The 12815-nt window shown below is 72.5% G+C and carries 8 protein-coding genes; 1 reads left to right on the forward strand and 7 read right to left on the reverse strand.

What is annotated here, in order from left to right; genetic code table 11:
- Positions 1-7 precede the first annotated feature (7 nt).
- The 7 genes from fabF to EDD40_RS06315 form a co-directional block, all read right to left on the reverse strand.
- Positions 8-1258, reverse strand: coding sequence for a beta-ketoacyl-ACP synthase II (gene fabF / locus EDD40_RS06285; protein WP_123742043.1), 1251 nt, complete (start codon positions 1256-1258; stop codon positions 8-10).
- A gap of 26 nt (positions 1259-1284) precedes the next feature.
- Positions 1285-3027: a thiamine pyrophosphate-binding protein gene (locus tag EDD40_RS06290; protein ID WP_170184973.1), complete on the reverse strand. Its 1743-nt coding sequence runs from the start codon at positions 3025-3027 to the stop codon at positions 1285-1287.
- 29 nt (positions 3028-3056) lie between these two features.
- Positions 3057-5747, reverse strand: a complete 2691-nt coding sequence (locus tag EDD40_RS06295; RefSeq protein WP_123742045.1) for an aldehyde dehydrogenase family protein — start codon at positions 5745-5747, stop codon at positions 3057-3059.
- 1182 nt (positions 5748-6929) lie between these two features.
- Entirely contained in the window at positions 6930-7289 is a 360-nt protein-coding gene (locus EDD40_RS06300; protein WP_123742046.1) for a DUF4342 domain-containing protein, read from the reverse strand.
- A 41-nt stretch (positions 7290-7330) separates the two neighbouring features.
- Positions 7331-8302, reverse strand: coding sequence for a magnesium transporter CorA family protein (locus EDD40_RS06305; RefSeq protein WP_246037456.1), 972 nt, complete (start codon positions 8300-8302; stop codon positions 7331-7333).
- Positions 8303-8364: 62 nt separating this feature from the next.
- Positions 8365-9633: a M23 family metallopeptidase gene (locus EDD40_RS06310; protein WP_123742047.1), complete on the reverse strand. Its 1269-nt coding sequence runs from the start codon at positions 9631-9633 to the stop codon at positions 8365-8367.
- A 17-nt stretch (positions 9634-9650) separates the two neighbouring features.
- A complete protein-coding gene (locus EDD40_RS06315) occupies positions 9651-10988 on the reverse strand; it encodes a tachylectin-related carbohydrate-binding protein (protein WP_123742048.1) in 1338 nt (445 codons plus the stop codon).
- Positions 10989-11134: 146 nt separating this feature from the next.
- Between EDD40_RS06315 and EDD40_RS06320 the strand changes: the two genes are divergently transcribed.
- The gene (locus tag EDD40_RS06320; RefSeq protein ID WP_211348102.1) at positions 11135-12397 is read left to right on the forward strand and encodes a LacI family DNA-binding transcriptional regulator; all 1263 of its coding nucleotides are present in this window, start codon (positions 11135-11137) and stop codon (positions 12395-12397) included.
- The last annotated feature ends 418 nt before the right edge of the window (positions 12398-12815 follow it).

A 12815-nucleotide genomic window follows, 5' to 3' on the forward strand; every position in this document is an offset into this window, starting at 1 on the left:
GGATTGCCTAGTCCCGCCACCGGCGCAGCACGACCACGGCGTTGTGGCCGCCGAAGCCGAAGGAGTTGCTCATGACCACGTCCACGTCGTGCGCCTGCGCCTCGTGGGCGACGAAGTTGACCGCGCGGTCGATCGGCCGGTGGCAGTTGACCGTCGGCGGCACGAGCCCGCGGTTGATGGCCATCGCGCCGACGATCGCCTCCACCGCGCCCGCCGCCCCGATCATGTGGCCGGTCATGGACTTCGTGGAGCTGACCGGGATGCGCTCGGCGTGCCCGCCGAACACCGCGCGGATGGAGTCCAGTTCGGACTGGTCGTTGAACACGGTGCTGGTGCCGTGCGCGTTGACGTAGCCGATGTCCTCGGGGGTGAGGCCCGCGTCGGCCAGCGCGCCGCGCATGGCGGCCCGCGCGCCCCGGCCCTCGGGGTGCGGCGCGGTCCAGTGGTGCGCGTCGGAGGTGGCGGCGTAGCCGGCGACCTCGGCGAGGATCGTCGCGCCACGCGCCAGCGCGTGCTCTTCGGACTCCAGCACGACGATCCCGGAGCCGGAGGCCATGACGAACCCGTCGCGGTCCTCGTCGAACGGCCGGCACGCCTCGGCGGGCGCGTCGGTGCGGGTGGACAGCGCCTTGGCGTTGCCGCTGCCCGCCATGTCCACGCGGGTGAGGATGTTCTCCGCGCCGCCCGCGATCACCGCGTCGACCACGCCGTAGCGCACCCAGCGGGCCGCCTCGCCGATGGCGTCGGTGCCGGTCGCGCACGCGCTGCTCACCGCCCTGGTCGGCCCGGTGACGCCGAACGCGAGGCTGATCTCGCCCGCCGCGCTGTCGATGGCGCCGGTGATGGGCGCGAACGGGCTGACCCCGCGCGGTCCCTTCGCGTCGAGCGCCAGCACGTGCTCGCCGAGGGACCGCATGGGCCCGTAGCCGCTGCCGATGAGCGCGCCCACGCGGTGCGCGTTCTCCTCGGTGATCTCCAGCTTCGCCGTGCCGACGGCCTCGGACGCGGCGGCGAACGCGTACTGGGCGTACGGGTCCATGCGGCGCAGCTGCTTGTGGTTCAGGTACTTCTTCGGCTCGAAGCCCTTGACCTCGCCCGCCAGGTCGGTGGGCAGGTCGGAGGCGTCGATGACGGTCACGTTCCCGATGCCGCTGCGCCCGGCGACCAGCGCGTCCCACGTCTCGTCGGCGGTGAGGCCGACCGGGGACACCATGCCCCAGCCGGTGATGACGACCCGCCTGCCGTGCCGTTCAGCCATGTGCTGCTCCTCGCTCCAGTGGGGGGTCAGTCGGCGACCGGGAAGGCGCCGCCGAGCTCGTGGTCGGCGAACATCGCGTCTTCCAGGCGTGCGGGCACGTTGAGGACGACGACTTCGCCGTCCTGCGAGCGCCGCCACGCGTCGGCGACGTCGGCGCGCAACGACTCCTTGGTGACGGTCACCTGGTGCACGCCGCGCAGGTGCGGCGCGCGGGCCGTGACGGCGTCCCGGTCCACGAACGCCGTGCCCGCCAGGGCTTCGTTGTGCGGGCCGAGCTGGGAGTGCAGCCAGCCGTAGCCGCCGTTGCGCAGCACCACGTACAGCAGTCCCGAGCCGAGGGCCGCGGCCGTCGGCAGGTCGGCGTCGAACAGGCCGAACGCGCCGTCGCCGACGAACGCCACCACCGGCCGGTCGCCGGAGGCGGCCTTCACGCCGATCGCCGCCGCCGCGCCGAACCCGAGGCTGGTCTGCTCGGACGGCACGACCGAGCCCGCGCCGTGCGCGCACTCGAACCGGGGGAAGCTGTAGGACCACATGTCCTGCAAGCCGTTCTCCTGCACCAGGACGCGGTCGGCGGGCAGCTCCGCGTCGAGCGCGGCCAGCACCTCCACCACGTGCAGGCCGGGCTTGGCGGCGAGGTCGGCCAGCTCGCGGCGGTGGTCGGCGCGCAGCCCGTGGTGCGCCTCGTCCACGCGCTTGGACCACTCGACCGGCGCGCTGTCGACGACCTGCTCCAGCCACGCCGCGCACACGTCCGCGCCGTCGCCGAGCACGACCGGCCCCGCGTACTGGGTGGCCACGCCCGCCGGGTCGACGTTGACCTGCACCACGGGCACGGTCGTGCCGAGCGCGGCGGGCCAGCCGTAGGTCGCGGTCTCCTCCAACCTGCTGCCGAGCACCACCACGCAGTCGGTGTCGTCCCACAGCGCCTTGGCGCGGTCCGAGGCGTACAGGCCGGCCAGGCCGATGAACCGGACCGACGACTCGTCCACCACGCCGCGCCCGCTGGCCGTGCACGACAGGGCCGCGCCGACGCGTTCGGCGAACCGCTCCACCGCGCCGCCCGCGCCGCGGTGCCGCATCCCGCCGCCGACGAGCACGATCGGGCGCTGCGCGTTGCGCAGCACGTCCAGCGCCGCCGAGTCGCCGGGCGCCGGGACCGACGCCGGCCGTTCGACGGGCGGCGCGGGCGGCGGCACCGGCACGTCCACCTTCAGCAGGTGGTCGGGCAGCTCCACGTACACCGGCCCGGTCGCGCCGGACGTGGCCACCAGGACCGCGCGGCGCACGGCGGGCGCCACCCGGTCGGGGTGCTCGACCCGGGTCGCCGACTTCACCAGGGGCGCGACCACGGCCTGCTGGTCCAGCTCCTGGAACGCGCCGCTGCCCCGCCGCTCGGCCGCCGTGCCGCCGGAGAGCAGCAGCACGGGCGCGCCGGACGACGCCGCTTCCAGCAGGCCCGTCACGGTGTTGGTCACCGCCGGGCCCTTGCCGACGAGCGCGACGCCGAGCGCGCCGGACCGCAGCGCGTAGCCCGTGGCCATGAACACGGCGTTGCGCTGGTCGCGGCACACGACCAGCCGGACACCGACGGCGTGCAGCGCGCCGAGCGCGTCCAGGTCGTCGTCGGGCAGGCCGAACACGACCTCGACCCCGGCTTCGGCGAGCAGCCGGGCCACCGCGTGCCAGGCGCCCCGGACGTGGTGGCCCGGGCGGTGCTCGCCCACGACGTGGATGGCCGGCACGTCGTCCGGGGTCGGCGGTTCCATCTCGATCACACCCATCTGTTCGGCGGCGGTCAGGCCGTGCGGCCGGTGGCGTCGGACGCGGCCAGGCGGTCGGCGCCCAGGTGGTCCGCGACGGCCTTCGAGATCAGCAGCGGCTCGGCGTGGCGCTTGCGGCCCAGCGCGGCGTAGTTGGCGCGGATGCCGGTGCCGCCGAACGGCGCGTTGCCGTCCTCGATGTCGATCACCGTCTCGTCCACGCTGACCGTGTGCCGCCGGCGCAGCAGCTCGACGGTGTCGGGCAGGCGGCCGTAGACCGTGGCGGCCATGGCCCGCTCCTGGAAGTACTGGTGGTCGAGCATCTGGTGCAGCCAGTCCGTCGAGGTGAACGGGACCACGTTGAAGATCGGCGCGAACAGCTCGGGCGGGGTGATCTTCGTGTCGGCGGGCCGGATCAGCACGGTGGGGCTGAGGTGGTCGTCGACGAAGTTGACCTCGCCGCCCGCCGCGAGGTGCTCCCGGCCGGCGCGCAGGTAGTCCAGCGAGGAGTCGAACGCGTCGAGGTAGAACATGTGGCTGTAGTCGGCGTTCGGGTCGTCGAACCGGCCGTAGCGCAGGTTGTCCACCCGGCGGCACAGCAGGTTGCAGAACTGGGCGCTGATCGAGGTGTGCACGAACACCACGTCCGGGCCGAAGCAGTCCTGCCCGGAGTTCAGCATCCGCACCCGCAGCAGGCCGTCCACCGCCTTGGGGATGTCGGCGTCCGCGCCGACCACGAACGGGTTCACGCCCTGGCCGAAGTAAAGGAACAGCTGGTCGCGGCGCAGCCCGGCGCGGATCTTCTCGGCGTTGTTGAACGTGCCGGTGAACACCAGCACGTCCGAGCGCGCGCCCTCGCCCTCCAGGAACTCCCGCTGGTCGCTGTCGTCCATGACGATCGGCAGGTGGTGCACGCCGGACAGCAGCTCGTGCAGCTTGAGCAGCTGGTCGGCGATGCGCCGCGACGGCCGGAACACGACGCGTTCGCTGTAGAGGCTGGGGATCGCCAGGTACAGCACGTAGCTGTAGAGCGGGATGTTCGACGGCATCAGCACGCCGATCTGGCCGATCGCGGGCGGCCGGTACCGGGCGATCTCGGCCGCCGCGCCTTCCAGCGCGGCGATCGAGGCGTCGATCTCGCCGTACGCGGTCTTGTAGCTCATCACCTGCGTGAGCAGGGACATGACTTCGGTGCGGCGTTCCCGCAGCAGCTGGGCGAGGTCGGTGAGCCGGGCCAGCCGGTCGGGGAACGGGATCGCCGACGGGTCCGCGTCGCCGTGGACCCTGGGGAACACCCCCTTGACGCCTTCGAGGGCCACCGTCGAGGCGGCGATGTCGCGCAACGCCTGGAGGTCGACCTTGCCGTTGCCGTTGAGCGGGAGCTCCTTGAGCACGACCACGCGGTTGGGCTGCTCGTGCGCGGCGACGAACCGCGACACGGCGCGCTTCCAGTGCGCCACGGGCTGCTCGGCCGGGTCGGTGATCACGAACACGAGCTGGGTGCCGCGCTGCTCGTCCTCGACCGGGATCACGCGCACCGGCGCGCCGCACGCGCCGGCCTTCTCGGCGATGGCGTCGGGGTAGAGCGTGTGGCCGAAGCGGTGCACGGCGGACTTGCGGCCCAGCACGCGGAGACTGCCGGCGGGCGTGAGGAAGCCGATGTCGCGGGTGTGGAACTCCTGGCGCTCGACCTCGCGGACCCGGCCGCCGGGTTCGAGCAGGCCGACCATGATGTCCGGGGTGCGGACCACGACCTCGCCGATCTCGCCCGGCGGCACGGGGTTGCCCAGCGGGTCGCGCACCTCCACCGCGACGCCGTCCAGCGGCGTGCCGCAGTAGGTCGGGTCCTGCACCGAGGACAGCGCGATGTTGCCCGCCTCGCTGCTGCCGTAGCCGTCCAGGAGCGTGGCGTCGAAGCGGGTCTCGAAGCGGGCGCGCAGCTCGTCGCGCAGCGGTTCGCCGCCGACGCACCACATGCGCACCGAGCCGAGGTCGCGGGTGTCGCGGCGGGCCACGACGCGCAGCATCGTGTCGTAGGTGGCGGGCACGGCGTCCACCACCGTCACCCGCTGCCGCGCGATCACGTCCAACGCCTGGTCGACGCGCCGGCTGGGCGCGATGACGAGGGTGGCGCGGGCGTTCCACCAGAGCAGCAGCATGGACAGCCCGTACTGGTGGGTGAACGGCAGCAGCGGCAGCAGCACGTCGGACTCGACGTAGCCCATGCGCGCCTGGGTGCGCTCGACGTTGCGCAGCACGGACGCGCCGGAGCGCACGACGCCCTTGGGCTTGCCGGAGCTGCCGGAGCTCCAGACCACGAGCGCGTCACGCCGCCGGCCCCACTGGGCGAAGGTCAGCTCGGGCGCCTCGGTGACCGGCAGGTCGCGCGCGGTCTTCACCAGGCCGTGCAGGTCGAGCAGGCCGGCCGCGATGCGGTCGAACGCGGGGTCGGCCTGGTCGGCGTCGGTGACGAACCAGCGGGCGCCGGAGTCGACCACGTGCTCGGCGGACTGCGCGGGCGGCAGGCCGGGGTCGACCAGGCCGACCGAGACGCCCAGCTCCATCAGCGCGAACAGGACCACCACGAAGTCGTCGGAGTTGCGCGCCGACAGCACGACCCGGTCGCCGTCGCCGACCCCGCGTTCGCGCAGCACGCCGATGAGCGCGTGGCAGCGTTCGGCGACGTGTGCCAGGGGTGTTTCCCCGCCGTGTTCGTTCACAAGCATGGCTCTGCCCTCGTTCCTCGTTCATCGGACACCCACCGGGGCGTTGACGCGGAATGGACCCGGTCCGGCGGCGCGGGAAGAAATCGCGCGCAGACCGCAGTCGCCGATACCGCCCGGACAGGCGTGGGCGGCTCACGAACCAGAACGTGAGCCGAGGCTTTCGGACACATTTCGCCCGCGATCGCCCGCGGGGTGCCGGAATTCGCGCGGGGGCGCTAGGAGAAGGGCCGCGCCGCACGTGGCGCACGCGTCGGAGGCGACACGTGCCACGGGCGCAACCGCTGCGCACGACTCGGCGTGGTGCCCGGTGGCGCGGTGTCGACCGCGCCACCCGAGTTACCGCCGGTAGTGCCCGCCTCACGTTTGTCCGCCCCGCGCACCGCGTTCCCGAATAGCTCGGGAACGGCGGTGAACGGGCCCCTGGGACAGGAGATCGTATTCACTGCCGTTGTCCTCGTTGGAAGTTCGCGCGCGGCCGGCGGACCACGCGTCAGGGTACTGCGCACGCCGCTCCAGTACTGGAGGGTGTGCCGACACCACCCTGATCTGCGCAGATCGTGGAGGTGACTGATCGTCGACCGGGCTCGTCAGCTTCTAACAGGCAACGAGTAGTTCCCGTTCATCAGCACCGATCACCTTGGCCAAGAGGTCGGTCGATCACAATCAGCCGATTGGCGCAGCACGCTGACAAATCCGTCTCAAAACGCTGAAGCAGAACGCTCTTCACATTGTCCGGCGCGGCAAGCTAGCGAGGCCCGGATGGGGTGTCAAATCGAGTCGAACGGACCAGTTGAACACCTTCGGACTTCCGACACGTCCAAGTACCGCCGTAACATGGAGATATAGAAGTCGTATAGGCGGCCCGACCGGAGGCGGCCCGGACGATCTTCACGTTAACTCGACCGACAGGTTGTCCACAGAGTGCCGCGGCCGACGCCCCCACCGATCGAGACGGCCTTCGGGGTGCGACCGGCCACCGACCTGCGCACCTCCGAAGCGCGGCGGCCGAAAAGGACGGCATCCCGCAGGCCCGCGCCGCCGACGTCCGTTGTGGACCTCCACATCGGACGCACCCGACGACTTCCCGCCGCGGGACGGCCGTCGCGGACCGGGACGCGGAGGAGGGGTGGGCGGCTCCCGGCCACCCACCCCTCCTCCCCGGTCGTGGACCCGAGCCCGTCCTCAGCCCTTCACGGGCGGCGCGCCGTCACCGCCGGCCGTGACGTCGACCTCGGCGCCGGCGGTGGGCTCGGGGCGCTCCACCCCCACCGTCCACGGGCCCGCGAGAGCCGCGAGCGCCGCCACCGCCGTCACCACCGGCGCGGCCACCGCGGCCACCACGCCGGCCGTCACCGGGATGTCCAGCACCGACTCGCCCTTGCCGTTGCGCACGACCACCCGGCGGGTGTCGCCCTCCTGCACGAGCTGCCTGATCTTGTCCGTCAGCGCCTCGACACCCGGCGGCTGACGATCACCCTCAGCCTGCCCGGCGCCCTGCGCCCGTCCATCACCCCGCGCCTGCTCGTCACCCTGCTCCGCCATGCGCACCCCCTCCGCCGACCATCCTCCCGCGTGCCGGCCGGTCAGATCCAGTCACGCCGCTTGAACAGGCGGTACAGCCCGGCCGACAGCAGCAGCATGGCGACCGTCGACACCCAGAAGCCCCACACCTCGTTGAAGCCCGGGTACGGCACGTTCTGCCCGTAGAAGCCGGTCACGGCGGTCGGCACGGCGATGATCGCGGCCCAGCCGGTCACCTTCTTCATGATCAGGTTCAGCCGGTTGCCCTGGAGGTTGAGCTGGATGTCCCGGATGGTCGCGACCATGTCCCGCAACGACTCGGTCCACTCCGACGCCCGCAGCACGTGGTCGTAGACGTCCTGGTAGTACGGCGTCATCCGGCGGTCCACCACCGCGTGGTCGCGGCGCATCAGGGCGGCGAGCACGTCGCGCATCGGCAGCACGACCCGGCGCAGCGTCACCAGCGACTTGCGCATCGCCAACGCCCGCCGCTGCATGTCGGGGTCGTTCGGCCGCTCGGCGAACACCAGGTCCTCCAGGCCCTCGATGTGGTCGTCCAGCGCCTGCACGGCGTCGAAGTGGCTGTCCACGACGACGTCCAGCAACCCGTGCAGCAGGAACCCGACCCCGCTCCCGGCCAGCTCCGACGACTCGTCCCACCGCCTGGTCAGGGCGCTCATGTCGAACCGGTCGTCGTTGCGGACCGTGATCAGCGCCCGGGGCGTGACGAACGCCGACAGCTCCGCCGTCGTCAACCGGCCCGACGCCTCGTCCAAGGTGACCGCGTACGCGTTCACGAGCAGGTACGTGTCGTACTGGTGCAGCTTGGGCCGCTCGTGGACCTCCAGGGCGTCTTCCACGGACGTCTCGTGCAGGCCCAGCTCGGCCGTGACGACCGCCAGGTCCGCCTCGGTCGGGCCGCACAGGTCGAGCCAGACGACGGCGTCCTCGTCGCGCAGCAGCCGGGGCAGGTCGGTGACCGGGAAGTCCTCCTCGGCGAGCCTGCCGTCGCGGTACAGGCGGTTTCGTGGCACCTGACCCACAGTAGCGACGGGCGTCCCCGACCGCGGCACGACACCCGCGGCCGGGACCGCGATCAGGCGACCGTGCCCGGTTGGGCCGACAGCAGCACCTGCGTCCAGCCCTGCGCGTCCACCGTGTCGGGGCCGCGCAGGTCGGCGCCGCTGCCGTCGTACGGGTTCGCGTCCGCGTAGCGCAGGAGCCCGCCCTCGGCGTTGTGTCCGAAGTAGACGCCACCGCCGGCCGACAGCAGGTGGCCGAAGACCTGCCACGTGCTCGACCTCAGCTCGTACCTGGTCCAGTCGCCCGCGCCGCGGATCCGGTAGGACAGCAGCTCGCCGCCGCTGGTGGTGCCGAGCAGCCAGTCCTGGCCGGTGGCGGTCAGCGTCTTGAGCGTGAACCCGGTGTCGATCAGGCCGTCGCTGGTGATGTCACCCGCACCCGGCTTGGCGCCCGAGACCGTGTAGCGGCGCATCGCCCCGTCGGCGATGCCGTACAGGCTCCCCCGCCCGTCGTAGGCCAGCAGGTCGTGCGTCCACCCGCCGCCCAGGGGCACCGGCGCGGCGAACGTCAGCGACGTGTTGTTCGTGATCACGTCGACGCGGTAGAGCTGACCAGCGGGCGAGGTGACCAGGATCGTGTTGAAGTTCACCGTCGCCATCGCCTTCGGCGCGAAGCCCAACGACGCGCCGGACACGACCGCCCCGTGCGTCCGGTCGCCCGTGGCGGCGTTCACGGTCGTGTAGGTGAGGCGGCCGTCGGACGTCGTGCCGTAGATGAACGCCGTGCCCGCCACGCCGCCGCCGCAGTTGCGGGACGTCAGCGCCTGGTCCGGGTAGCCGAACCGCACGCCGTCGAAGTAGGCGGGCTGGATGTTGTCCGGGTAGCCCGACCCGAGCCGCACCTCGTAGTGCAGGTGCGGGCTGATGTCGTTGCCGGGCTTGCTGGTGTCGCCGACCGAGCCGATGGTCGCGCCCCGCGCCACGCTCTGGCCCTCCCGCACGGCCATCGTGTTCAGGTGGGCGTAGTAGGTGAAGTACCCGCCGGCGTGCTCGATCTTCACCAGGTTGCCGTAACCGTTGGCCGAGCCCTGGTGCGCCGCCGTGCGCACGGTGCCGGCGGCCGCGGCGACGACCGGGTCGCCGAGGTCGTCGGCGCCGGAGCCGCGGTTGAAGTCGATCTCCCACGACTCGTGGGCGCTGCTGCCGTCCGAGTCGCCGCGCCACGTCTGGCCGCACGGGAACGGAAGCTGGAACAACGGGGCCGCGGCCTCGGCGGGCACGGTCACCGCCATGCTCGCGGCCACGACCGCGACGGTCGCGACGATCCCCCTGTGCACTCTCATGTCCTTGGCTCCTTCGGTCAGGCGACGGTGGCCGGTTGGGCGGACAGCAGCACCTGCGACCAGCCCTGCGCGTCGACGGCGTCGAGCCCGCGCAGGTCCGCGCCGCTGCCGTCGTACGGGTCGGCGTCGAGGTAGTGGTAGAGCCCGCCGTCGGCGTTGTGGCCGAAGTAGACGCCGCCGCCGGGCGAGACCAGGTCGGTGAACACCTGCCACGTCGAGGACTTCAGCTCGTAGCGCGTCCAGTCGCCCGCGCCGCGGATCCGGTAGGACAGCAGCTCGCCGCCGCTGGTGGTGCCGAGCAGCCAGTCCTGGCCGGTGGCGGTCAGCGTCTTGAGCGTGAACCCGGTGTCGATCAGGCCGTCGCTGGTGATGTCACCCGCACCCGGCTTGGTGGCGGCCACGGTGTAGCGGCGCAGTGCGCCCGCCGCGATGCCGTAGAGGCTGCCGCGGCCGTCGTAGGCCAGCAGGTCGTGCGTCCAGCCGCCACCGAGCGGCACCGGCGCGGCGAACGTCAGCGACGTGTCGTTCGTGATCACGTCCACGCGGTAGAGCTGACCAGCGGGCGAGGTGACCAGGATCGTGTTGAAGTTCACCGTCGCCATCGCCTTCGGCACGAACCCCAGGGACGCGCCGGACGTCACCGCGCCGTGCGTGCGGGTGCCGTCGGCCGCGTCGACGGCGGTGTAGGTGAGCCGCCCGTCGGCCAGGACGCCGTAGACGGAGGCGGTCCCGGAGACGCCGTCGTCCACGATCTTGCGGTAGCGCAGCGCCCGGTAGTGCGACGTCGGGTGGCCCGAGAGCGAGGACTGGCCGAACGACGCGCCGGTGACCTTGGCGACCGGCGTCGAGCCGAAGCTGTAGTACCAGAACGTGGTCTTCGCCGCGTTCTCCCAGCCGCCGAACAGGATCGCGTGGTACGGGTAGCGCCCGCCGTCGTCGTTCACCCGGTCGTTGAGCAGGTCGCCGGGGCGCAGCTCGGCCCGCGAGATCGGCACGGTGAGGGTGGACTCGTCCAGGCCGTCGGTGTTCGGGTCGTAGCCCAGGTGCCACGCCATGCCGACGTAGCCCGAGCAGTCGCGCCGGTACTGGCGGGTGCGGCCGACGTCCCAGGCCTTCGCGCCCTGGTCGTAGGTCAGGTCGGCGTCGTGGCGGCGGTCGTACCAGTCCGCGGCCCTGGCGAGCACCTCGGACCTGGTGATCTGACCGCCGATCGTCGAGGTGGCGGTCACCTCGACGGTCCGCGCGGTGGTCACCGCCTCGGCGGGCGCGGCGGTGGCGGTGGCCGTCGCCGCGGTCACGGCGGTGACGGCGGCGACGAACACCGCGGTCATCGCCTTGATGGTGGTTCCGGGCATGGTGCGTCCTCTCCCCTTGGTCCCGATGTGAGCGCGACCGTGGCAGGGCGCTCTAACAAGTCGCTAAACGCGGTGTGCGGAGAAGTCCGTTCCGTGGAGCCATCACCCGAGTCGTCGTGGAGCTAATTCTGCGGTACCGTGGCTCCATGGGAACTCCCGGTGCACGGCGCCAGGCGCGTGGCGAGGTCGAACGGCTGCCGAGCGGGTCGTTGCGGGTGCGGGTGTACGCCGGGGTCGACCCGGGCTCGGGCAAGCGGCGGTACCTGACCGAGACGGTGCCCGCCGGTCCCGCGGCCGACCGGGAGGCGGAGGCGGTCCGGACCCGACTGCTCGACCAGGTGGACGCGGTGCGCAACCCGCGGGCCGCGGAGCGGCCGGACGCGCTCGCGGAGGTGCGACCGCGCGGGCGGCGGCGTGGCGAGCTGACCGTCGCGGCCGTCGCCCGGTTGGCCGGCGTGTCCGCGCCGACGGTGTCGAAGGTGCTCAACGGGCGGCCGGGCGTGGCGGCGACGACCCGGCGGCGGGTGGAGACGGCGCTGCGGGAGCACGGCTACCGGCGGCCGGAGGCGGTCGTGCGGTCGCCGAACGTGGAGGTCGTCTTCTTCGGCATGCAGAGCTACCTGGCGGTCGGGGTCATGCACGGCGTCGAGCGGGTCGCGGGCGCGCACCGGCTGGCCGTCGGCTTCACCGACGCCGCGCGCCAGTCCGCGACCGGCCGGTCGTGGGCGCACGACCTGCTGTCGCGCCAGCCGTGCGGCGTGGTCGTCGTGCACCTGGGCTTCACCAGCGAGCAGCACGGTCTGCTGGCCACGAGCGGCATCCCGCTGGTGGCCCTGGACCCGACGGGCGAGCCGGAGCACTCGGTGCCGTCGGTCGGCGCGGCCAACTGGAGCGGCGGCATCGCGGCGGCCCGGCACCTGCTCTCCCTCGGCCACCGGCGGATCGCGGTCGTCGCCGGCCCGGCCGACCGGATGTGCGCGCGGGCCAGGCTCGGCGGCATCCGCGCGGCGATGGCCGAGCACGGCAGGCCCTTGGACGAGCGGCTGGTGCGCGTCGGCCAGTTCGCCTTCGAGGAGGGCTACGAGCACGCCCGGGAGCTGCTGCGGCTGCCCGAGCCGCCCACCGCCGTGCTGTGCGGCAACGACCTCCAGGCGCTCGGCGTCTACGAGGCGGCCCGGCAGGCGGGCCTGCGCATCCCCGAGGACCTCAGCGTGGTCGGCTTCGACGACATACCGGCCGTGCGCTGGTGCGGGCCGCCGATGACGACGGTGCGGCAGCCGATGGTCGAGATGGGCGCCGCCGCCGCCGAGCTGGTGCTGACCCTGGCCGCCGGCCGGGTGCCGGCGCAGAGCCGGGTGGAGCTGGCCACCACCCTCGTGGTCCGCGACAGCACCGCGCCGCCGAGGTGAGCCGGCCCGGTGGCATTCGCGCGCGCCGAACGTGCCGCTGAAATGTTTCTAATATTTTTCGAAAGCTTTTGAACTGATTCCCGGCCCCTGTGGGACGGCACCTGGGCGCACCACGAGAATAGTCGATCCCACCGCGAATTCCGACCGCGCCTACGGGTTGCCGTCGAACGCACGAGCTTGAATTCCGTAAAAAATGTATGTTGGGAACAGCTCGTGCGAGGGGGTCGGACGGGGGTAGTGGAAGACCGTTCACGGGCAGGTCACCCGAGCATCCCCGGTGTGCCGCCGCTGTCGTCGTGACGGGCGGGGTGGCGCGTCCGGGACGCCCTTGGAGACGCCGCGGAGCGGTCGTCCGACCAGCCGTGGTCGCTCGGGTGGGCGGCGGGAACGCCGAATCTCTCCGGAACACCACAGGAGG

It is taken from the genome of Saccharothrix texasensis (assembly GCF_003752005.1).
Taxonomy (GTDB): domain Bacteria; phylum Actinomycetota; class Actinomycetes; order Mycobacteriales; family Pseudonocardiaceae; genus Actinosynnema; species Actinosynnema texasense.

Coding starts and splice junctions, on each gene's coding strand:
- fabF (WP_123742043.1), bottom strand. CDS start 1,258: ATGGCTGAACGGCACGGCAGGCGGGTCGTCATCACCGGCTGGGGCATG.
- EDD40_RS06290 (WP_170184973.1), bottom strand. CDS start 3,027: ATGGAACCGCCGACCCCGGACGACGTGCCGGCCATCCACGTCGTGGGC.
- EDD40_RS06295 (WP_123742045.1), bottom strand. CDS start 5,747: ATGCTTGTGAACGAACACGGCGGGGAAACACCCCTGGCACACGTCGCC.
- EDD40_RS06300 (WP_123742046.1), bottom strand. CDS start 7,289: ATGGCGGAGCAGGGTGACGAGCAGGCGCGGGGTGATGGACGGGCGCAG.
- EDD40_RS06310 (WP_123742047.1), bottom strand. CDS start 9,633: ATGAGAGTGCACAGGGGGATCGTCGCGACCGTCGCGGTCGTGGCCGCG.
- EDD40_RS06315 (WP_123742048.1), bottom strand. CDS start 10,988: ATGCCCGGAACCACCATCAAGGCGATGACCGCGGTGTTCGTCGCCGCC.
- EDD40_RS06320 (WP_211348102.1), top strand. CDS start 11,135: ATGGGAACTCCCGGTGCACGGCGCCAGGCGCGTGGCGAGGTCGAACGG.